General features: G+C 31.4%; 17 protein-coding genes. 11 read left to right on the top strand and 6 right to left on the bottom strand.

The genetic code is table 11. The annotated features are described in order from the left end of the window. Positions 1 to 53: 53 nt before the first annotated feature. Positions 54 to 683: an HNH endonuclease gene (locus RST01_RS10525; RefSeq protein ID WP_147196620.1), complete on the bottom strand. Its 630-nt coding sequence runs from the start codon at positions 681 to 683 to the stop codon at positions 54 to 56. A 359-nt stretch (positions 684 to 1042) separates the two neighbouring features. Here RST01_RS10525 and RST01_RS10520 point away from each other — a divergent pair, with 359 nt between their 5' ends. The 6 genes from RST01_RS10520 (at position 1043) to xerS (ending at position 12787) form a co-directional block, all read left to right on the top strand. Continuing rightward, a complete protein-coding gene (locus tag RST01_RS10520; protein WP_147196618.1) occupies positions 1043 to 1969 on the top strand; it encodes a hypothetical protein in 927 nt (308 codons plus the stop codon). 369 nt (positions 1970 to 2338) lie between these two features. Beyond that, positions 2339 to 8392, top strand: coding sequence for a DNRLRE domain-containing protein (locus RST01_RS10515; protein ID WP_147196616.1), 6054 nt, complete (start codon positions 2339 to 2341; stop codon positions 8390 to 8392). 33 nt (positions 8393 to 8425) lie between these two features. After that, entirely contained in the window at positions 8426 to 9019 is a 594-nt protein-coding gene (locus RST01_RS10510; protein WP_184117605.1) for a DUF2247 family protein, read from the top strand. Positions 9020 to 10172: 1153 nt separating this feature from the next. Then, entirely contained in the window at positions 10173 to 10985 is an 813-nt protein-coding gene (locus RST01_RS10505; RefSeq protein WP_244946701.1) for a DUF3800 domain-containing protein, read from the top strand. An 84-nt stretch (positions 10986 to 11069) separates the two neighbouring features. Continuing rightward, on the top strand, positions 11070 to 11639 hold the full coding sequence (locus tag RST01_RS10500; protein ID WP_147196612.1) for a hypothetical protein: 570 nt from the start codon (positions 11070 to 11072) through the stop codon (positions 11637 to 11639). Positions 11640 to 11677: 38 nt separating this feature from the next. Then, positions 11678 to 12787: a tyrosine recombinase XerS gene (gene xerS / locus RST01_RS10495; protein WP_147196610.1), complete on the top strand. Its 1110-nt coding sequence runs from the start codon at positions 11678 to 11680 to the stop codon at positions 12785 to 12787. Between the two features lie 249 nt (positions 12788 to 13036). Here xerS and RST01_RS10490 read toward each other — a convergent pair whose 3' ends face one another. Next, on the bottom strand, positions 13037 to 13936 hold the full coding sequence (locus tag RST01_RS10490) for a LysR family transcriptional regulator (RefSeq protein ID WP_147196608.1): 900 nt from the start codon (positions 13934 to 13936) through the stop codon (positions 13037 to 13039). Between the two features lie 149 nt (positions 13937 to 14085). Between RST01_RS10490 and RST01_RS10485 the strand changes: the two genes are divergently transcribed. Beyond that, complete coding sequence (locus tag RST01_RS10485) at positions 14086 to 15285, top strand: MFS transporter (protein WP_244946700.1); 1200 nt, start codon at positions 14086 to 14088, stop codon at positions 15283 to 15285. A gap of 244 nt (positions 15286 to 15529) precedes the next feature. On the opposite strand, the gene RST01_RS10480 is transcribed toward RST01_RS10485, so the two are convergent. The 4 genes from RST01_RS10480 to RST01_RS10470 all read right to left on the bottom strand — a co-directional run bounded on the left by RST01_RS10480 (position 15530) and on the right by RST01_RS10470 (position 19304). Then, positions 15530 to 16735 carry a YycP family beta-propeller protein gene (locus tag RST01_RS10480; RefSeq protein WP_147196605.1) on the bottom strand — a complete coding sequence of 402 codons (1206 nt, stop codon included), beginning with the start codon at positions 16733 to 16735 and terminating at the stop codon, positions 15530 to 15532. Between the two features lie 79 nt (positions 16736 to 16814). After that, entirely contained in the window at positions 16815 to 17585 is a 771-nt protein-coding gene (locus tag RST01_RS10475) for a YiiX/YebB-like N1pC/P60 family cysteine hydrolase (RefSeq protein WP_147196706.1), read from the bottom strand. A 287-nt stretch (positions 17586 to 17872) separates the two neighbouring features. Continuing rightward, entirely contained in the window at positions 17873 to 18043 is a 171-nt protein-coding gene (locus RST01_RS16005; RefSeq protein ID WP_184117604.1) for a hypothetical protein, read from the bottom strand. A gap of 13 nt (positions 18044 to 18056) precedes the next feature. Next, a complete protein-coding gene (locus RST01_RS10470) occupies positions 18057 to 19304 on the bottom strand; it encodes a helix-turn-helix transcriptional regulator (protein ID WP_147196603.1) in 1248 nt (415 codons plus the stop codon). 1046 nt (positions 19305 to 20350) lie between these two features. Here RST01_RS10470 and RST01_RS10465 point away from each other — a divergent pair. The 4 genes from RST01_RS10465 (at position 20351) to RST01_RS10450 (ending at position 24089) form a co-directional block, all read left to right on the top strand. Then, positions 20351 to 20833 carry a hypothetical protein gene (locus RST01_RS10465; protein WP_147196601.1) on the top strand — a complete coding sequence of 161 codons (483 nt, stop codon included), beginning with the start codon at positions 20351 to 20353 and terminating at the stop codon, positions 20831 to 20833. A 34-nt stretch (positions 20834 to 20867) separates the two neighbouring features. Continuing rightward, positions 20868 to 21308: a hypothetical protein gene (locus tag RST01_RS10460; protein WP_244946699.1), complete on the top strand. Its 441-nt coding sequence runs from the start codon at positions 20868 to 20870 to the stop codon at positions 21306 to 21308. A gap of 566 nt (positions 21309 to 21874) precedes the next feature. Beyond that, complete coding sequence (locus tag RST01_RS10455; RefSeq protein ID WP_147196600.1) at positions 21875 to 22069, top strand: hypothetical protein; 195 nt, start codon at positions 21875 to 21877, stop codon at positions 22067 to 22069. 1330 nt (positions 22070 to 23399) lie between these two features. After that, a complete protein-coding gene (locus RST01_RS10450) occupies positions 23400 to 24089 on the top strand; it encodes a 4'-phosphopantetheinyl transferase family protein (RefSeq protein WP_147196598.1) in 690 nt (229 codons plus the stop codon). Positions 24090 to 24226: the final 137 nt, after the last annotated feature.

The following is a 24226-nucleotide window of genomic DNA, read 5'->3' as shown; positions in this document are numbered from 1 at the left end:
GTTTTTAGTTTTTATAAATTGGAAATAGAATTATTCCCACCACATTGCTAACATTATTTAGTACCCCATATTTTTTTTCCACCAGTATGACCAGTTGCTTCATGTTTTGTCGTCTTTACTAACTGCATATATCCTCTTGTCTGGTGATGATGCCAAGTGTACCCCTTTGGTGTTTTACCTTTTTTAATTAATTTTTGCTCAGATTTTTTAAACTTTTTCAAAGCAGATTTGTTTTTAGCTAAAGCATAATTAGCGTGTTTAAATTGCGTATCATTTACTGATTTTAAATATTTTTTCGGTAAGGTAATGGAGCCATAAGATTTGAATTTCGGGAATCCCTTTGAATCAAATTTAACACCTGACTTTGTATGTTTTTTGTTAGCTAAGGCTCCATTTTTAATGTTAACCCATTCAGTCTTATCATTATAGTATGTAGCCTGAACTTGCTTCTTTCCCTTATAAGTTCTTGTCTTTGCTTTTAAAGGAGGGAGAGTCTTTACAACCTTTTTCTTTGGTTTCTTAGGCTTGGGTTTCGGTTTAAAGCTTGGGAATTTGAATCCTTTCGCCTGTACTTCATTACTACTATTACTTGTATGAGTGTTCAAAATTGAGGAAGTTGAAGAGACAAGTGTGAAAAAGATAGAGAAAGCCAGAAATACTTTTAAAGATTTTGCTAATTTCATATAATATCACTCCTATAAATTATAGTTTGATTTATATTCTAAATTTAACATATGTTAGTATTTAAAAATTAAAGAGAAGTCAAATTGGTACTTTTTTCAAGATACAAGGGTAGATAATTAGCACAAATTATACAAAATACGTCAAAATTCGACTTTTAGTAAAAAACTATGTAAAGATTTAAAAAAATCAGTATTTAAAATTAAACTAGAACAAAACTCCTGATATGTACATTTATAAATACCTATTTATATACTAATTCTTATGCTAAAATTATTTAAAAAGGATTTAACGGAAAACCGAAAATTCATATCACACGTTCTAATTAGTTTCAAGTAGAGAGGAGTGTGAGAAAATAGCTATGAATAAGATGTCACTAATTATTTTGTTGCTATCAACCATTTTATTAGGTGCTTGCAATCAAAATACAAAAGACAAATATGCAGAAGATAGTCAAAAACATCAATATGCCACTTCTCAGGAAATCAAAGAATTGAAAAGTTTATTGAAAGATGGAGAAAATAAAGAGTTTATCACTCGACTTGCAGTTTTAAAAGATTCTAATAATAAAGAAGTGACAATATTGAGTAAAGAATTTATAAATAGTTTAATACAAGAAAAAAATATAAAATTTTTAAATGAAGAACAAGATTTCATTCAGAAAGAACAGACATTATTTGATGAAAAAACTCGAAAAAAAGTCAAAAGAATAATTAGTAAAGAAAAAGCAAAACTGCTGGATGTAATGGCATTAAATATTAATAATAATAATTATGCAAAAGTTAAAGAGTTATACGAAAATATACTCTTAGTGAGTAATCAGGAAGCTTTAGCATTATATGAGTATGGAAATTATTTAGAAAAGGGTGAACGGTCCTATAATGCTTCATACAATTTAGCGATTAATGTTAATCCTCTCTATAAAGGAAGATTGAAAAATGAAATCACTGAAGCAATAACTGACAAAAGTTATTTAGGTACAAGTATATATGACCCAATGGATAAAAATGAGTGGGAGGCAAATTACAATACGATAAAATTATCAAGAAAGAATACTGAAATAGCTAATAAGGAAGAAGAAGAACCTGTTGATTTAAATACCCCATCAGAACCCTATCCTCCACAAATAGGTATGACTGACTACGAAGTGTTAAATGAGTCAACTTGGGGTAAACCTAAAAGAATTAATACAACTGTCACTGTTGATGGTAAAAGAGAACAATGGGTATATTCTTACGATAAGTATCTTTACTTTGAAGATGGCTATTTAGTGAGTATGCAGTATTAGAGAAAAAGACTATTCGTATTTGGGATAGTCTTTTTTTGTTATTTATTTTATTCCGATAAAATAATTCCAATATTATTAAAGATCGCTTATAACTTTTCCTTAAGATTTCTTTTCAACGGATTTTTAAAGCAACCTCTTAGTTAACCTAAGAGGTTGCTTTTTTATTAGTTATCGAATTTTTCCTTTAATTATTCAAATTGTACTATCAGGTAAATATAATCTGCAAAATATTATGTGTTTTTTATGTTTCTGTACTAAAAATTTAACAATTTATACTGTTTTTTTACAATATATATATATTTATTAATAAGATTAGGATATGATAGTTTTTGTGTTATTTGTAACATGAATATTCCAGGGAGGTAACAAATGAATAAAAAATTTATTAAATCGGTTTCTGTTTTTACTATACTAGCAATGTTAGTAAGCTTTATTCCTCAGTTTGCAATCGATGCATTTGCTGAAAGTAATAGTGAAACATCTACTGATTCAGAAGAAACAAAAGGAACTGAAGCGACTGATAAAATAGACACATCAGCATTCAGAGAAATTAAAAAAGAAAGAACAGAAACCACTAAGACGTTTAAAGACAACAACGGAAATTATTATAAGGAAATATATTCCGATCCAATCCATAAGAAAGATACAACTGGCTATGAAGACATTTCTGAAAATCTAACTTCTACAGGAACGGGCTATGTATCTACTGAAAAGACATCATTAGAATCTATGTTTCCTCAATCAATAAAAAGTGATTCGACAATTGAGTATAAAAAAGGCGATCATTCTCTAGAATTTACATTAAACTCCGCTTTAAAAAATGATCAATCCATTGCTCCTACACTCAAAACGAAAAATATCACTGAAGAAAATAAAAGTACTTATGAAGACATCTATCCTCAAATTGATTTACGCCACATTACATTTAATGAAGAAGTAAAAGAAGATTGGATTGTCAAGAAATATACAGGTATCCACCAATTTAAATATACAATTCAGACGGATTTAATTGCGAAATTAGAATCTGATGGTTCCATATCATTTAAAGAGAATGCGAACAATCCGGACGCCATCTTTACTCTACCTCGTCCTATGATGATGGATTCTAATATAGATGATGCTAAAGGGGAAGGGGTTTACTCAGACAAAGTTCATTATGAACTTACGAAACAAAAAGATAATACTTATGAGTTAACTTTAAATGCTAATGAAGATTGGTTAGCTTCTTCTAAAAGGGTTTATCCAGTTTATATCGATCCATCTGTCAGCACTAAAATGACCGCTACTGCGCTAGGGGATACGTATGTAACAAGTAAATATCCTACGGCGAATTTCAATAAAATGTGGGATCCTACACAGGGTGAATATGTTTTACAAACAGGTTATTATGATGCAACATCTGGTACTAACTATGCTTTTATTAAATTCGACATAAAAGATTTAAAAGGTGCTACTATTGATCAAGCACAATTAAGTACGTATGTTACACACGCTTATTATGCAAGTGAAAAGAACGGACTCTGGGTTGATGCTGTCAATGATATTTGGCATACTGCTGATTTGACTTGGAATAACAAGCCATCTTCTACAAAGATTACAAGTGTAAATGTAGGACGAGATGAATGGGCAAATTTTAATGTTACTGGCACAGTACAATCATGGATGTCTGGAGAAACACGTAACAACGGGTTTAAATTGCACACTAATGGACACGGAAAAACATATTGGAAGAAAATTAGCGCTGAAGAAAATGCAAACAAACCAAAGATTACCGTTTCTTATCATTATGAAGATAGTCCAAAACCAACTGTTACTGCAACTGCCTATAATGATGGCTCAAATAATGGTTATACAGATGTAAAATGGAAATCAGTTTACGGGGCTACAGGCTATAAATTATTGTTATACGATGGAGCTAAGTACGAAGAAATCTATTCAGGCTCAGCTACCAGCTGGACTTCAAAAGGGAAAAAGATTTTCCCGAAAGGTCCTTATAAAGCGACTACAACGTTTGCAAAAGACGGGGCTGGCGTAGAATTTCCAGACGATCCATCGGGCTTTTTTGCTGCAAAGGGAACAGCTAATTATAAAGAGTATAAGTTCCGTGTTGTCGCAGTCTATCCAACGGGAGACGGCCCACAGTCTGAGTTTGCTAAAAAGGTGATACCCCTTGCTTCAAATGCACCGGAGAGACCAATTGTAACTGGTTATCAATACCCTGAAACTGATAATGAAAATGCTGGACGCGGTTGGCTAGATATTAAATGGAAACCAGTTGCAAATGCAACAGGCTATAAAATCTTAATTTGGAATGGAACAAAATATGAAGTATATACAGTAGGGAAGGCTACCACTTCTATTAGTACGAAGGGGAAGAAACTCTGGCCTACAGATGCTGAGGTTAAGGCAGGCAGCACTACATTCCACCAAGCCTCATTAGATGATCCAAAAAGCGTAGGGACTGGCGCCGAACTACCAATGTATCCAGGTAAAACATATGGCAACACATCGAAACGCTTCAGTATTCGAATCATTGCGACTTCTCCGGCTGGTGATTCGGAACGTTCTGATATTAACTATGGTTATATCCCGTTGTATCCACCTAAAACTATCCATATCGCTTCAAATGAAGTAGATTTAACAGAAAATAAAACAAGTTTAACAGTGGATTGGAATCAAGTGGATAATGCTAATTTTTACGACGTTACAATAAGTGGTGAAAAAACAGGCGTCAAAGAAACATTCCAAGTAAAAAATGCCTTAAAGTATACTACCAAAAAACTTTTTGATATAGATGATACGTATACGGCAACTGTTCAAGCTTATTACTATGACGATTCTGCAGCACCCGATGATGAAGAAGATAACCCTAAAATGAATGGTGTAAAACGCAGTTTAAGTCCTGACTCTTCTAAAGCAAGTATCATTCCAAATTTACACGAAGATCTGTTAGGAATAGAAGACTATTTCACATATGATGAGCAGGAATTTGGCAATGCAACAGCCAATGTCAATGTAACAACAGAAAATATGGTTTTACAATTTACAGATGAATCACTCTACACACGCAGTGATTTAGGATATGACTTCATCCGTACGTATAACTCTCGTTCTACAAAAGTATCATCCTTAGGAAAAGGTTGGACATTTAATGGTAATGAGTCATTGACCCTTATAAAAGAAGGTATATCTTACACTGATGAGGATGGAACGGTTCATTTATTTGAAAAAGAGGGAGACAAATACAAATCTCCACAAGGGCTATACGAAACATTAGAGAAAGTAAATGATACGACTTACAAGATGACGGATAATGATCAATTCGTTCAAACATTTAAAATAGGGAATAATTCAGATCAGTACTTCATTGCATCCTATCAAGATGAATATGGCAATCAAATTGATTTCACAAGGAATAATCAAAACCAGTTAATTATGGTTTCAGAAACAAAGGGAATTGAAAAACAGGAAAAAATTCAAATTGAATATACGGATGGTAAAATAAGTAAAGTAAAATTCGCTGATCATTGGACAACTTACACATACAATGGTGATTTACTTGTTCAAACCAAAATTGGCAGTGATCATACAACTAGTACGATTACTGAAAATTTCTTTTATGATGATAATGGTCAACTTACAAAATATAAAGACGGTGAAAACAACCTAACTGTTTTTTCGTATAAGGAAAATGAGTTAACTATTTTTGATCAACAAGCAAATGATCAAGAATTATCCATTACGAATACCTATCAATTTAATGATAAGGAAAATGAGTTCAAAACGATTGCAACAGATGCTTCAGAAACCGTTTATAGACGAGATAAGGATCATGGTACGTATGCAGTTACACAAGTAACAGAGCCTTCCGAAACCAATAATAATACAACATTATATCTCTTAGAAGGATATAATATTCTAAGAGTGACTTATCCAGATGGAAAGATTGTAAATAATACCTATGATTCAAAAGGAAATGTCTTAACATCTACATCTACTGAAGGTACGGTTACAAATACGTATAATGAACAAAATCAACTTGAAGAAACGGTTGCGGAAAACGGAGAAACTACGAAAAATACGTATGTTGGCCCTTCACTAATAGCTTCAACTGTAAAAAATGAAACAACAAAATATGAGTATGACTCCTATGGTCGTGAAACAAAAATAACTTATCCAAACGGTACGTTTGATACTACGACATATGATGACGACCGATATACAGTTTCCACAACAGATAAAGAAGGAAATAACTCGAATATTGTTTATACTGTCTACGGACAACAAAAGGAAGTTACAGATGCAGATGGACATACAACAAAATATACGTATGACCCATTATATTCAGAAAATATAACTTCTGTAACGGATGGCATTGAAAAGGGTAGCATTGAAACGGATGAGAATAGTAGCAAAACTACTTACTCGTATGATGACAACAATAATATATCTTCATTAACAGATGCACTAGGACGTACAAAAACTTATAGTTATAATGATAACGACCAAGTGACGAAGCTAGTAATGCCACAAATGACATTCCAGTATGTATACGATTTAAACGGAGAATTGAGTATATCAATTTTGCCTTCAGAAATTGCAACATTCTTTAGTTATAATGAAGATGACCAAGTAGATAAGGTTCAAATAAAAAACAAGACTGGTGATGTGGTTACTTCAACACATTATCAATATGATGATTTAGGAAATGTGAGTCAAGTATCGCAAGATGACCAAATCTTAAAGACTTATGGCTATACAGATGAAACTAACTTACTATCTAATTATGGCCTGAAGTCATTTTCTCAAAGTTATCAATATGATGAACAACTTCGTCTGACAGATCGTGAAACAACTTATAACAACACGTTTACGGTTAATGAACAAACAAATTATAAAAAAGACAGCGATGATGTTGGTTATATAAAATACGGTGAAAATGATGAAGTGTTACATGATTATCAATATAATCAAGATTCATCAGAAAACCAAAATACAGTAACACTCAATAATGATCTATTGAAACAAGTCGCACAATTTAATGATGCTAACTTACTAGCATCTTTGACGTATACATCTAAGGAACAACAACCATTTGAAATTGGCTATGACTATACGAATGGCGGTAATATTTTAAAAGAAACCATTCAAGGTAAATCAACCTCCTATGAATACGACGGCAAGAACCAATTAAAAAAAGAAACGTTTTCAAATGGGGATATCAATACGTACGAATACGATAAAGTTGGGAATCGAACAGCGGCACATTTGAATGGAAAAGGCTTTAAATTTAGTTATAACGATGCCAATCAAATTGAAAAGAAAAATGATATAGCTTACCAATATGATATAGATGGTAATTTACTACAAGATGAACATTTTAGATACACATATAACGAAGCACAAAGCTTAAAAAGTGTTCAAACATTAAAAGGAGATGCAGTAGCCTCTTACACATATGATGAAACTGGTCTTCGTTTAACAAAAACAATTGGCGATACAGTGCATGAATACTTCTATAATAATGAAGTACTAGACATGGAAGTCATAAAGAAAAATGGTGAAGTCACCCAATACCGTTATTATGAATGGAATGACTACAAACCACTTGGCATGGTTGTGAAAGATAAAGCCACAACAGGAAACTTCCAAACAAAAGCATATCAATTCATTACGAATCAACGTGGGGATGTATTAAGCATTCGTGATCAAGACGACAAAGAAGTCGGTTTATATCAATATGATGCTTATGGAAATGTCTTATCCGTAGAAGGCGAAGTTGCAAAAGATAACTCTATCCGATATGCAGGTTACTATTATGATCAAGAAACAAAGAATTACTATTTGCAGGCTCGATACTATAATGCTGAAAATGGGGCATTTTTATCCTTAGATTCACACCCAGGGGATGATGATCAACCGTTATCGCAAAATGGTTATAACTATGCATCAAATAACCCTATTATAAATACTGATCCAAATGGCAATTTTGCTAAATACGTATTGATGGGTGTTTATTATGTTTACAAGATTTACAAAGTTCGAAAAGTATATAAAACAGCAAAAGGTATAAAGAAAAGTAAATTCATAAAAAAGAAGAAAAAAGTTAAAAAGTATAAAAAAGTTAAGTTAAATACGAGTGTTATTGCAAAAAAAATACCCTCATTACAAAGAATAGATAGTGGTTTAGAGGAAGACTGGTATCATAGGGCATGTTCCTACTTTTCAGTGAAACAGTTACAGAAAGGTCGAGTATTTACTATGGGTGGCCGTGATGGAAGACCTTACACACATCTTAAGGCTAAAGTGCTCCTTAAAGGCCAAGAAGGTGTGGTTCATTATATAATAAATAGAGAAGGGCAAATCACACATCAAATGTGGTCTAAGGGTACAGCCAGCTATTACTTAGATACCTTATGGTAATTTATACTCTTGAAAGGGAGATGAATGATTAATATGATAGATTATCAACAAGAAGAATTTATTTTAGATATGCCAGAGAACTCGCTAAATTTAAATATTCCGTATGCTTTCTTTATAGAACATACCTCATTGAATTGGAATGAGTTTTATTTTGGATTAAAAAGTCAATATGTTTCTCTAAACTATGCTATTGAAAAAGCAGTATCAGACGTATCACTTAATAATAGTACTTCAAATACGTTACTTGAGCTAGCTTCACTTTTTAAAAATGAAGAAGACTTAGCGAAGAAATACATTAATGACTTAATAGAAGAAAAAATAATTGATCCAATACTATTGGAAAATAAAAAATTCATGATAGATTGTAAAAACAAATATCTATATATTGCTTTATTGTGGTTGTTCCAAGATCCTAAAAAATATAACCATCCTAAAGGATTCGAATTAAGAGAAATGGCCTACAACGCTAAAGTTTATAATGTTATATGGGATTTTAAAATCCCTTCAATACCAGCTCGTGATTTTCGATATTTCTCGATGACTTTTGAAGTAACAGAGAAAAATCAAGAACTATATTTAAATAGATGGAAACAATTTTTAGAAGAACAAAAACAGATAGTCGAATAAAGAATATGTATCAGACACTATGGCAATTCTGTTAACCTTTTTTATTATTAAGTAAAATAGACCTCACTCTATATAGAGTGAGGTCACTTTTTATGGATAACCCATTACCTTTATACTTAATCTTCCTACTGATGTAGGAGGTGTGTATCCTGTCTAGGAGCCCAGAGAGTAAAAAACTAGGCTTTCTTGTAGTCTTCGATATATTTTCTAAGGGTGTATATTATGGATGGAGTAAAAAATTTTACAACGAAGGCCTAGATGAGGGGAGAAATTTCTATAGTTATGCTGCCATGTTGCTGGAAAAAAAGCTAATTAAGGAGCATATAAAATCGATTTTAAACTTATTTTTATAATTCTTTAAGCATGTTAATTCTTTTATTATCAGGAGAAATTAAATTTAGTAACCCTCATATTATTTCATACATAATAATAGTTATTTCATTGCTTGTTATTTTAATAAATAAAACTCTAGATGTAGAAAAAAGAGAAAGTATTTCACCATTCAAAAATATGATAATCGGAGTAATTATAGCGTTTATAATTTTTTACGTAGAAAAAGTAATTTATGCTAACATAATCTGATTAGGAATAATAATAAAGAAAAAACGCATTTAGAACCTTATCTTTTTACTTTTCATTAATTATTCAATGGCTCTGTGATTAGGCAACAGCAAATCTATGCAGGAAAAGTTTATTTCATCGGTTCTGAGAGTTTATGAACCTAATTGCCCTAAATAAGTGTTAGCGTTTTAGTAGCAGTTTATTCCTATGGACTCTCACAGAGCCTTAAGTGATATCCTAGCTCTATTCATATGAATTTTTAATTAATGAACATTGAACATGCCATGAGCCCAGAGAGTAAAACTCTGGGTTTTCTTTTGTAAGTCCATAAAGTTAGTTGTTGAAAAGGGTATTAGAAATACAATTGTTCGCAAAAGAGCGATTTAACGAATAATTGATATCGAATTCTTAGATTTTATGGTAGAATAAAAAAAGATACTACAAGCTGCATATGCTAGCCAATAGTATCTTTAAAATGATATTCGTAAAACTGCATGTGCAGTCAATAAAATATCATATATAAATTTTATGTTATTTGTATTGTTATTATACATATAAAATGCTTTAAGTACAAGAGTTATACCTAAAAGGAGTGAGAACCCTGTCTAATCATAAGAGTTATGATATTAAAATTTTCTTTGATGAAAGTGGCAAAAGTACAGAGAAAATACATTTGATGGGTGCAATTTCAATACCTAACGCTTTATATATAAAATATGAAGAAGAATTAGATAGTATCATCAAATCTTCTACCTTACATTGGACTAGCTATAGTGGCTATAAACCTATATACAACAATATAAAAACAATTATCCATCGTGTAATGCTGAAATATCCTTTAATAAAAATGAATGTAATATCTTTTGATATTAATAAGATTGAGAAAAATTCTGCGCCCATAAAATCTAATATCGAAGATATAATTGACCGTACAATTTATACTAAATTTCCAGAACGAGTTGTATATGGACTTCTGAGGAAATACGGAAAAGACACTTTTGTAAATGCTCAAGTCTTTATTGAACACGACCACACTTATGAAGCTAAAAAATATGATTTGAAAGTGGAAATGTTTCACCAACTTAATATTCAATCTATTTACCGTGGTGAAAACTTTAAAGTAAACCAAGTTGGATATCTATCAAAACAGTCTACTTTTGGGATTGAGTTAGCTGATTTATTGTTAGGAATGGTAAGAACAATTATCTTAAATGAACGCCCTACTTCTAAAAGAAGTGCAGAAAAAAATAAGTTAGTTATGGAGCTTCTATTAGATGGTAATTGTGGATTTTTAGACTTCGCTAAATCAATTACTTTATATGAGTGGAATGAATATTCTAATGAGTTAAAAGCTATTCCATTTGAAAAGTATATTGATGTTTTTGTTAGTTCAAACATGTTTTAAAAACTTATCTTTTTAACTACTCACCACAAAAAAGAACAAATGTTCGTTAAAATTATATTTTGCGAACAATGAAAGGGAAATAATATGAACATTCAATTTTTATTAGGGATAATTTTCGGGATTTTTTTATCAACTGAACTATTTTTAATTAATAAGTGTGTTAAAGGATTTAGTTCTGGAAAAATTAAATTAAAATGGGAATTATTTTCAATTTATAAATGTGTGAAAGGATTAGGTTCTGGAAAAATTAAATTCAAATGGGAATCCTCCTTCATTTTAAATTTATTAAATCTCGCTTTTAATCTTTCAGTTGTATTAGTGATATGCTTTGGTATTAAAGATTTATCAACTAAATTTGCCTGGTTAGTAACATGGATAATACTCAATATTATTATCTTCTTTATCACAAAAAATTTAAAATTTGAGAATAAAACTAGTCGGGCCAGCTTTTACTTTGTAGTATCAATCATGTATATCTTACCAATTATATATATCATGAATTCTACAACTTCACGTTCATATTCCAAAGTAATACATAGGAAAGATGGATACTATATTGAAAATGCACCAGACTATACAACTCTAGCAGTTTTTATGGGTAGTATTGCGTTTAGTGTAATAATCACGTTGTTAACTTATAAAGAAAACGACTAGGAAATATAATTTAGTGTTAATATTTTAGGAGGTTTCAAATGGCTCTTACACCGGAACAACAACAAGTACTAGCTTTAATTGATAAACACTTGGAGCCAATGCCCTTTTACGTTAAAGAATACATATTATCAAAAAAACGTTCTGGCTTGGCCCCTAACACGCTTTTGCAATACCTATATAGATATAGACACTTTTTTAATTGGTTGCTATCTGAAGGTATTGTGGAAGCTAAGGATGCTGCTTCAATTGACTATAAAGAATTAGAAGATATGAAAAAAGAAACAATTGAACTTTACTTGGATTATTTGAAAGAGGAAAACATAGCTGAAGGAGATCAAGTTGAGCATCGAGGACCTGCAGTTGTCGAATTATCTATCCATGCTTTAAAATCCTTGTTTAACTACTTAACGAAGGAAACAGAAATGGAAAATGGAGAATGTTACTTCTATAGGAATGTTATGAATAAAATAGTTATCCATAAGAAGCGTGAAACTGCCAATAGACGAGCTAGAAATATCAGTTCGATTATCTTAAACGAAGAAGAAATTTCTGAGTACCTGGAATTCATCAAGAATGATTATGGTAATTTGCTCGACTCCCCCCTTGCTCAAAGACGTTTTGAAAGAGATAAGGAACGGGATATTGCAATAAACTCTTTAATCCTGGGCACGGGAATGCGTGTTGGTGAGATTGCCTCTATCGAAGTGAAAAAAGTACATTTAAATAAAGGTACTATTGAGGTTACTCGTAAAGGTGGCACGGAAGATACAGTCCTTGTTATGGAAAGTGCATTAAAAGATTTAAAAGAGTTTATGCAAATTCGGAACAACCGTTATAAAGGAGCAAAGGATTCCCCTTTCTTATTTGTCAGTGTATACGGTGGAACAGCGAAAGCTCTCTCCCGACGAGCTATTCAAAACGTGGTCAATAAATATACAGCTGCTTTTGGTCAAAGTAATGGTATAAGTCCCCATAAGCTTCGTCATAGTTTTGCGGTAGACTTTATCCGCAATGGTGGGGATATTATCTTGCTACGAGATCAATTAGGACACAATGATATTAAAACGACTTCCCTTTATACGAATATGGCTAATAAAGATAGTGAAAAAATCTTAAACAAAATGGATCAACATCGAAATAAACAATAAATAACCGCAAAAAGGGAGCATCTATAGTTATATTATCTAAAATTGTTATGTATTAAAGAATAGAATATAATGTCACACATTTTATTCTATAAAAGAGAGGATAGATGAACAGCTGAAACGCCTGCATTCATCTATCCTTTTTATATAACAAATTTTCTCATTGACTACAAAATAAAGTTTTTGTTTGCTCAACTAAAATGCCAATGAACTAACGCACCCATTTGTCTAAGTATACTTATTCACAAACTATTAGATATCAACTATATTCTCTAACATGAATAGATTCTCTTTAAAATAGTTAACAAATGGATGCTCATTCTCATCCGTTTTTCTTGTACATACAAACAAGCTTTGATTAATTTCCACCTGCTCCAAAAATACTCGGCTTAGTCTTCCTTGTGCTAATGATTCAATTACGCTGCAGGCTGGTGCGAGTAACATTCCGAAACCTGCCTCCACAACTCTGATCGACTCGGGCAAACCTTGCATTTGTAAGCCTAATTTTGGTAACGGGCAATTATGGTTATAAAAAATTGCCTCTAACAAATCACGCGTCGAACTACCTGGTTCCCTATATATAAAATCATGCTCACTTAAATCAAATATCGTCACCTCTTTATTCGCTAAAGGATGTGATGGATGTACAACAAACCAAAATGGGACATCCAGCATTTTCTCGAAGTTTAAGTCTTCATGACCGATGTTACTTTGCACAACAAAGCCAAAGTCATCTTCGTAATTTAGGAGTCGGCGTTCAACAGTCTCTACATTCCCTAACGATACATATACATCGACATCTGGATTTTCTAGTTTATAACCAGCAATTACAGGCGGTAAAATATAATTCATTGCAATAATGGCCGAAGCAATATTCAATTTATGCTTCTTTTCCAAAAATATTTTTAATTTTTCATCAATCTGATTTTCTAAATGAAATAAACGCAATCCTTGCTCAAAAAGGAATTTACCTTCAGTTGTGAGCTGAATCCCCCTTCCCTTGCCAGTAATTAATTTTGCCCCAATTTCCTGCTCTAGTTTTCGAACCTGGGCTGTGACAGCGGGCTGACTAATAAGTAGTAAATTTGCCGCTTTGGTTATGCTCCCTAGCTTAGCGACATTTGTAAAAATTCGTAGCGCATGTAAATTCATTTTTCACCCACTCATAATTTAAATTGATGAATAGACAACAATTTTGTATTTGTTTTATGAATAGTATAGCAGTAATTTAGGTCTAGGGTAAAAAACGCAGATATGGCATCAACAAATTAAATGATATCGAAATGAGAGGAGTGCAAGTCTTGAAAAATGTCTCGAAAATAATTGTTAAAGAAAAAGAACCCCTATACAGAAGAGGAATATTTACCTTTAGTTCTGCTCATTTTTTAAATGATTTAGTGACCACAGGGATGGTCCCAGCATTAGTTGTACTTTATAAAAACGAGTTAAACCTTAACTTTACCCAATCCTCTTTAATAGTTTTGATGTGTTATTTAACGTCATCCATTTCTCAACCGTTTTTGGGCATGTTGGCAGATCGGAAGCCTCGTGCCTGGTTGTTCCCCGTTGGGTTGTTTTGCTCCATTATGGGAATTGCTTTGACAGCAGTGGCCCCTTCACTTCCATGGCTGTTGCTATTTATTTCTATTTCAGGTCTTGGTTCTGGGGTGTTTCATCCAGAAGCCTCACGGGCAACCCACCTCGCGTCCGGTACAAAAAAAGGACTTGCCCAAGCTATTTTTCAGGTAGGCGGGAATGCCGGACAAGCCTTCGGACCCTTAATTGTTTCACTCTTTATAATTCACTCAGGGATTCACGGACTGTTATGGTTCATTCCCGTAGCTTTTTTATCTCTTGGGTTAACGGGACAGATATTGCCTTGGTTAAATCGAAAACTAGATTTTGTTAGAACTGATAATAAAAAACAATTAAAAGGTAACAACAATTATCTAGGAGCAACTCTGCTTTCCTGTGTCATCATCCTGCGTTCATGGTGCCAGATTGGTGTGGTGGTCTTTTTGCCCTTTTACTTGCACAACTTATCGGTCCAGCAGTCTGAAATACTCAGTTTCGTTTTTGTCGGAGCAGGTGCGCTCGGTACATTCTTTGGCGGAGTACTTGCAGATAAACTAGGAATGAAACGCTTACTTGTCAGCTCCATGTTGATTGCAACACCGTTTGCGATTATTTTTCCACATGTACATGGTGTGTTGTCGGTTATTGTTTTGCTCTTATTTGGATTTAGTGTCCTTTCTACATTCTCGATCAGTGTGATATTTATGCAGCACATGCTTCCCAAGAACATTGCTCTTGCATCCGGACTTTCGATTGGATTTGGCGTAGGAGCTGGAGGGATTGGTTCTGTTTTTATGGGCGGAATATCGGACATCTTTGGAGTGACAACTGTGTATACGATTCTCTCTATACTTCCACTTGGCGGAGCCCTATTTGCTGTCTTTATACCAAACGATCGAAAAGAAGAGGATCAGGTAGCTAAATGACCTATGAAAAAGTGGAGTTTTCACAGTTTTTCCGTATAGGTGAGTTTTAAATACATACAAATGGATGGCTGAGAAATGAAAAACTACGAAATAAAATATAATTAAAAAAACCTACTTTTAAGTAGGTTTTTTCTTTGCCCTAATTGCCTTTTTTGTTGGTAAAGGTATTCCTAATGAACAGGTGTAAAAATCCCACAATTGCTAGTAAGAGAATTACACATAATATAGTTGTTTTGATCTAATGTTATTGTAATACTTTCAAATCATAAGAATAAATATTTTTCCCTCTTATGCTTTTAGATAACTTGTCAAAGTTTTGAATGTCGGTTGATTTGATGAGTTCTCCACTATCTAATGAATATTGTTCTAAATAATACTTTCCGCTTTTTTTCTCATTATATCTAAATACATATAAATAGTTATCTTTAAAATAAGTTTCCTCATTATGTCTTATTTTGGATTGATTAGCATTTATAAGTGAAAACTTTTTCTTGATTTTTTGGGTTGAGGTATTAAATGTATAGACATCCCCTAGACCATTTACATAATAGAGTTCTTTTTTATATAAATAAGCAGAGTTCTTAACGTTGTATGGATCGGTTGCCACTAAGTCCTTCATGTCCTTGTAATCTAATAATTTAAATACTTTTTGCTTTTTATTGATTTTATTTATTTGGTACAAATACACCTTCGCATTGTAATCATCTAAAGTAGAAGACAAAATAAAATAATAGTATTTTTGATCAGCCAGAATTGGAGATAGTGCATTCATGTCAACGTCTTTTTGAGTATTTAACTTTGTAACTTGTTGAGTTTTAACATCTTTGTTAAATACAACTTTTTTTAAATTAAATTCATTTTCTTTTACATCGTGTGTCAAAATAGATAAATCAGTCTTATTTAAACCTGATGAAGCTATATAAAAAGGAATTGTGCTGGTTTTAAATCCTTTTTCGTTACCAAAACGGACATCCGAATTATAACTACCTTTGTTAATACCACTATTATAAATACTAAAGAAAATATTTTTATTCTTCAAATAGCCAGTTATTTCTCCTGTATATTGCTTTTTAGACATTGGAAATTCTTTGTAATCTTCTCCTACAATTCTTACTCTATCTTTTTCTTCTAAAAGTATGTTTTTTTTATTAATAGCCATACTTCCTAGTTCTAAGCCTTTCATTTGGAGTCCTTGTGATTTTCCATGGTTATCAATAAATACGGCATAACTTGCCCCTTTACCATCAAAATCTTGATCTGCAGTAGTAGAGAGATAAACTACTGCTTTTTTATTTTGAAGAAATTCAGTTTCTTTAAGTTCTTCTTTTGATATTTGTAGATTTTTATATGTATTTTTACCTTTATAAGTATTTGCTTTTGATGGATAAATAGCGTAAATTCCTAACCCTAAGATAATGAGAATTCCCGTGATGTAAATAATTTTTTTCATCGAATTATACCTCTACCCTATTATTTTTTATAAATGACAATAAGCAGATTTTAACCTGCTTATTGTCTTTATTTGAGATTTATATATTTCTTACTTTAGTTGTAGCTGAAGCGTCCCGCACATCTCTAGGATATACACCCAATCCACCGTCTACATCCAAATCAAGACTTGCTTTTAATTTATAAGCAGACCAGATTAATTTAGAACAGTTTTTAGCACCTGTATGACTGGTTGAACGATTTGTAGCGAAATTATAAGAGTATGATTCTCCTAATTGGGAATATGCCCAATCTGCAGCTGCAGTTCTCTTAGCTGTGGTAGTATCTACAGATTTTACTACAGCACCTGAACTGTCTACTTTTCTTTTAGTAGTTGAAATTGTACGAACGCCATCTGATGGAACAGATTCGACAATAGTAGTTGAGCTATAATACATTCCTACATGTCCATGATTTAAATAGGCTGTTTGGGACGGAGTATAATAGAAATTACCTTTAGTACTAGAGCCTACGCTGACAGTGCCACCGCTACCTCCAAGGATTTCATCTCCTTCTAAGTTAGTACTTTGTCCTTTTTCTGGAATAGTAACCTTAAGAGATTTAGATTCCTTAATCCCTTTATCTTGGTCACTTTTCAATTCTTGATAAATTTTTTCGAATATTGCGTCTTTTGATTCTCCTGTATTAATTGAAATCTCGTTAACACTAGACAATAACTCTTCTGAAGTAACATCAGGTTGCATACTTAAAACCTTATCAAAATAGGAATTGTCAGTTTCTGCCGCACTAGCGAAAGAGTTTGAGCCAAATAAAACACCAAATGCCAAAGCCATTGTTGAAACAGTTTTCATCTTCATATTGTAACCCCCTAGTATTTTGTACAATTTTATTATAAATTCCATACTTTGGCATTACAATTGAGAAAATGAATGAATTATTTCCTTGAATTTCTATCTTTTTTTATACTTATCTATAAAATTTTCACTAAATTAAACCATCAAGAATACTTTATATGCAATACAGGTATTAATATTGTAGAAAATTAATGAATAATCTATGTTTAAAAGATAAAGATTTTCGAGGATATTAACAAAATCTAATTATCTAGGAACATCCCTAGTTAAAAAAGATACTAATATTAAATTTTATTTTTGTTATGGAACTTCTTCATAGGAGGAAGTTCTTCTCCACCTGATAATTCGATTTGTTTGGAAGAACTGTTATTGTGACTGGATACCTGATTTACAAAGGATGAGAATATAGGAGTGACAGCTGTAATTAATATTAGAGTGCAAATAATTTTTTTCATTTAGATTTCCCCCTCACTTATATATCATGTTTTTACAGTATTCAAAATAAAAGGATGATTTTTTGTATAACCTTTTTTCTTTAAAATATTCAGCCAAGATATTAGAATAGTATATTGAATTTTGGTAATCTTTATTTTCCTCAAAGTAAGGAAGAGCTGTTTTGGTTGTGAAACAAATAAAATTATCATAGTCTTTTTTAGCTAAATATTTAAATATTTTATATTCAAGTGATAAAGACTTACTTTTAGGAGATGTATGGTTTTCTAAACATCTATGAGCCTCTGCAATCCAGTTACTTAATTGTTCTTCATTATTTTGTTTATAAAATATTTTGATTATACAAATTATTGTTTTAAGCTTACTTATTTTGTTTTCTTTTAGTTTCAAACTGTTTTCAAAGTGATGTAAAGCAATAGTATATTCATTCTTTATATAATGAAGATAGCCAAAATTGTGTTCAGCTAGACTATATAAATATTGATAGTTAACTTCTTGAGCTAGTTTACTTGCCCATTGATAATGGGACTTGGCATCATCATATTCTTTAATTCTTTGATAAAGTATCCCCAGCAATAAATGGCAATCGCAACATCGATGTAAGATATACCAGCCTCTAAATAACTCAAGTGCTTGACTTGTATAACTAATTGCCATATTCATTCTTTGTAATTCAAATGTAATTAATCCAAGAGAATAATACACATCAGCTTGTTCAAAATTTGAAACGCTGGAATCAAATAAAGACTCCGCATATTTAAACGAACTGTAGGCTGCTTCATAATTATTATTTAAATACTCAAAGTTTCCTCTAAACTTGTAAAAGAAAAATAATAGATCATTTGTGAGTTCTTTTTCAATCATTGATAGCGTCTTAATTAGTTTCTTCGCTTCTTCTAATTGTCCGGATATTAAATAATATCTAATTGAAATCAAGTTAAAAAGAGCATTTGTATAAAATGAATTACACTTTTTCATCTTTATTAATAGTTCACTATGAATTTCTTTAGACTTTCTCGGATTTCTATTAATTATTAGTTGATACCACGATTTTATTTCTTCATTTAAATTTTTATCTTGTAGAGTTGAATCTTGAATTCCTAATTTTTGACACAATATATCAATAATTTCTGGACTTGCTGTCAATTGTTCATTTTCAATTTTGGATAGATATGAAATAGAGATTATTCCCGATGCTAATTCTTCCTGAGTCCAACCTTTTTTTATTCGATTGAATTTAATATTCTTCCCCGCAGTCATCATACATTTAATTCCCCCCTCCTTCTTATCTATAATATACCAAAATCACTTATTTTTTTAGTTTTTTTACATTTTATAGGGATAAAAGTAATGTTGAATTAATATGCGTAAATATTTATATTGTATTTGAATTATGAGTTTTTGGACCTAATAATTAATAGGGTGTTGTGGTGATTTCTTGATTTTTGGGTTGAATATTAGAAAGATTTAAAGTTGATTTTTTCCAACTACTTAAAAATACCAAATAAAAAATTATGGTGGATTATTTTACACTTTATTAAAATTTATAGTTTGTCTTTTAATAAAATAAGTCAAATAATAATAATAATTACTTAAATCAGCGGTTAGCAAAAAGGCTGCGATGCTTTTATTCCAGGATCGTAATGATGGGCTGGAAGTTTTAAACACTCCAGCTGCAGTAGAAGCAAATTTTGACTAAGATGGCTTTCTCTCATTAAGAAAAGAAAAATTTAGTAGTAGACGTCGTTATGAAATATCAAAATATCATGACATTAGATTGTATGTTGAAAATGAGTTTCTTTATACAGTATTTATGCCAGTTATGTAAAATTAATATTTTTCTTCATAGAGCGGTTGCCTATGGGCTTTGCTCTTTTTTTATGGAAAAAATGAGTAGTATATACAAATACCAACCATTTTTAACTTAATTATAAAAACAAGTCTTTTTTTTATATTGATTTTTAAATAAAATTATATATCGATGGAAGAACTGTCAAATATAATATAAAAAGGTTGTTTTTAAAAGATGGAAAATAAATTATTCACTAAGGTCGATAATTGGCTATTATTATGCTCTCTCTTTGTATTAAGTTTCTCTTTTTTTATTAGGTTTTTATCTCCTATACATATAAATTTGGTTGTGAAATTGTTTAAGGGGTTATTATCTATTTTTATTTATATAAGTAGTTTCTTTGTAAGTTTTTATTAATTAGTTGTAAATTTTTACTTTTTTAGAAAAAGTACTTGCCTAAAACATCCATTTATGGAAATATTTTAATTGTAAAAAATAAAAATGGATGGTGATCGGTATGAAAAAAAGTTTTATAACTGTTATGATTTTTTGCCTAACTTTCTTTACAGTTAGTGTTTCTTTAGGTAAAACATCTCAAGCTGCATCTTGGAAAGATTTAAGTAAAGGATGGAAGTATAGAGTTGATGCTCCTTTATCAGATGGTGGTTCAGAAAATGATTATCACGTACACGTAAAAGGAAAAGTTGGGAAGAAAACTGTTGAAGCTTCTGAAACTGTTAAGGGTGGTAATAGTCACAAGACTAACTTTGATAAAGAGGGCGTACCTAATTGGGTACAAAAAGATGTAAAAAATACTAAAGAATTCAAAAGTGCAAAAGAAAAACAAAAGAAACTTGATAAAGAACGTGATAAAGTAAAGAGTGAATTTACTTGGAAAGATATATTACTAGCGCCTTATGTAATTTTAGCTGGTATTATTGCTCTTGGGATTGCATTAGTTGATATAATAAAAGCGGGCCCAGGCTTTATTTTTGGTTAAGCTTCCCATTTCATTAAGATAAGGAGGTCTTGAATTGATTCGTTATAAAAGAAGATTACGAATGAAGGATTTAGAAATTTTTATGCTTTTTAAAGAGGGTACTTCGATGGGATATTTAATCATTGAAGATACGAAAAGAACGTTAAATTCAGCTGAAAAACAACTTCTACCTTTTAAAATTATGGACGAAGATGAATTAGAAGAGTATAAGAATTTGATTAAGATTTATATTTTAGCTGATGAAGAATTATCAAAAGACGATAAATCAATTTTTGAAGAATTTGCGATGGATTTAGTTGATGAAAAAGATTATTGTGCCTACATACTAGAATCATATGTAGATGAGCAATTCTTCTACGATTCTCCAGTTGATTTAGAAGTAGAAGATTATGAAAAAATGCTTAAAATTGTTAACTCTTCTTACGATATTTCGAAATTAGATTTAAAAAATTTGAGTTATTTATCACAAGAATAAAATATTTAAGTTAAAAGAAGAAAAGGTAAAGGCACCCCTAGGATGCTTTTACCTTTTCTTTGATTAGGTGAACAAAATATATTTAGACGATCCACACCTTAATCAATCATTGAACCATTGGATAAAGGGATTAACTTATAGTTAAATATGGATTGAAAATTCTGCCGTTTGAATGAGTAATCAACGATTTGCTATCAATTTCATTAATCTTTAGTGTATCTCCATCAGTATCTATTAAAAACTCTATATCATTCAACTAAAACCCCCTTAGCCAGTACATTCTACATTAGGGCCATGATTGAAGTGAGGTATCTTATCACTTTACCAGCATGGTATATTACTCTCCTACCGCAATGAGGACAGCGTAACTTATTTGTTTTAGAAAGTGTGCGTAACTGCCCTTCCGATTCGAGTAAAGAAATTCGTTTATAGCCATACGGATCTTCTGCTACTAGTAATGTTATACGTCCCCTTTCTATTAGAATTTATATTTTATACTGCTTCTTTCATAATACCTCTTATTTGGAAATATATTGAGTATTAGTAACCTAAAAGGAGCGATATATTTGAGTAAAGTTATGCAAAAAAAAATTGGCCGTCTTACAATTTTGGCTGAATATGAAGATAAAAGTCTTATGTGTAAATGTGATTGTGGCAATATAGTGACTCGAAGCAGAACACTACTTTATAATGGAACATCAAGCTCTTCGTGTGGCTGTTTAAAAGGAAAAGCAATTGCGCTGGGTATTTCAAGAAAATGATTATATAAAAAGACAAAATTCACTCGAAGCTGAAAGTGAATTTTGTCTTTTTGTAGTTTCAATATAGTTGTCTTAAAAACACCTTGTAAATCTGAATTTTATCTTACATCATAAAAGAATCCATTTTGTGAAAAGGGTTAACTCCCGTATGCTGGAAATTTAGCCAATGAGGATCTAGAACAGTTAGAAAGCTGCTTGGTATTATGGGCAATCAATTATATTACCATGCTTGGGAAATTGACTTATCAATGGTAAGAGTCAAATGCTTATACGGAATTATAATACAATAAAAGAAGTTCTCGCTGTGTTACTGAAGCAATGCAGGGATGTAGCAAGAAGAGGACGTGAGGCTTTTAAGATTGGCCGCACAATTCGTTAGGCATAGCCTATAGTAAAAACTCTTATGGTGGTGGATTCCAACGCTCAAAAACAATTGAAGAAGGTACCAACGATACAATGGTTATATATGAAGTATGTAAGTAGCTGTTAAATGAATATCATAATGATCGACCAATACGGCATATCAGTGTCAGCCCGACAAAGTTAGAATCTGAACAATCCATGCAGCAACTCGACTTATTTGATACAAACAAATTTAAACGAAGAATATTAGGAGATACTATGGATCGTATACGCTGAGTTTTGGCTCTGGAGCAGGTTTCATATACAGAAGCAGGTACCGCTATCAAGCGTTTTAAGCTAAAATAGACGGTCATAAAATGTAATATGAATAATAAATAAGAGTAGACGTTTCCGCGTCTACTCTTTTTTGCTAACAGTGATAATGTTGTGTTGTCTTGTTATTATAATGTAATTGATTTTTTGTGTCTATATTTTATGAACTAATTTAATACTATGCCCTGTTCTTCTGTAAATCCTTATTCTTGATAACAGTAAGCTTATTCCCCAAAAGCTTTTGTTCGAGAATTTACATCGTCTTAGTCTAGAATTTCATCCTCATCACCAAGCTCTAATAAAAGATTCTTCTTGTTTGCTACATTATAAATTTTAAACAAAAATACGTAGGGCTTTAGATCAAAAATGTTATTTAGTTTATAATATTTATTACCTGTAGTATGGATGGTTGGTCACGCTCTTATATTAACAAATCACTAAGCAGGGTACTGATAAATTCTACATATTAACGAATGATTTAAGACTGTAAATTATTTTACCTTTATAAATTTAAATTTTTTAATATATATCTAAACGATAGATATACATCTGAAAAAGTAACATGTTTTAAAAGAAGCCTTTTAATTTAGAAAGCTACTAATATAAGTAAAACGCTATGATTATTTAAAAAACTTTTTTATTAAGGAGCATTCCAATGGACATTTACGCAATTAATATTGAAGATTTAAACGAAACCAATTTTGATTATATGCTTTATAAGCATATTCTATCTGAGCAAACTTTATTAAATGCAAGCAAGTATAAGTATTACAAGGATAGTGTTAGAACCGTTATAGGAGAATTATTAGTACACTATTTTTATGGAAAATCTACTCCTCTTAAAATTTTAAGAAATAATTATGGAAAGCCTTATTGTAATAACTCAGATTTTCACTTTAATATCTCACATGCGGGGAATTGGGTTGTTGCTATTCTGGACACGCAACCAGTTGGAATAGACATTGAGCTTGTATCTGATATAGATTACAAATCAGTAATTTCTAATTTTCATGCCATTGAAGTCCAGGCATTGGAAAAAGCGCCTAACAAAAAAGATTTCTTTTTCACATTATGGACGATAAAAGAGAGCGTTATAAAGAATATTGGAAAAGGCTTGAGTATTCCTTTAGACAGCTTTTACATTCTTCTAAATGGTGACCAAGCAACTGTTCATTTCAACAATAATGGTTTAGAAAATAATCAATATCACGTTAAAATATTCGAATTTGACCAAGATTATAAATTGGCAGCATGCGCCCTTCATGACAATTTCCCTAAAGCTATTAATCTATTAGAATTATCAAAGTTTCTACCTTTTCTTCTTGAGAGTAATGGTATCTCTTAATAAATAATGTATCGTTCATTTCTACAAAATGGGAACATAGCAAGCGCGATTATATACAGTGTGATCGATACAAATAAAGAAAATTAATTTAAATTCGCTAAATTACTTCCCCTATCAGTAGCTCCAACTAGACTTCA

Origin of the sequence: Rummeliibacillus stabekisii (assembly GCF_007988965.1) — a bacterium.
GTDB classification, from domain to species: Bacteria; Bacillota; Bacilli; order Bacillales_A; family Planococcaceae; genus Rummeliibacillus; species Rummeliibacillus stabekisii.
This window is presented reverse-complemented; position numbering and strand designations above follow the sequence as displayed.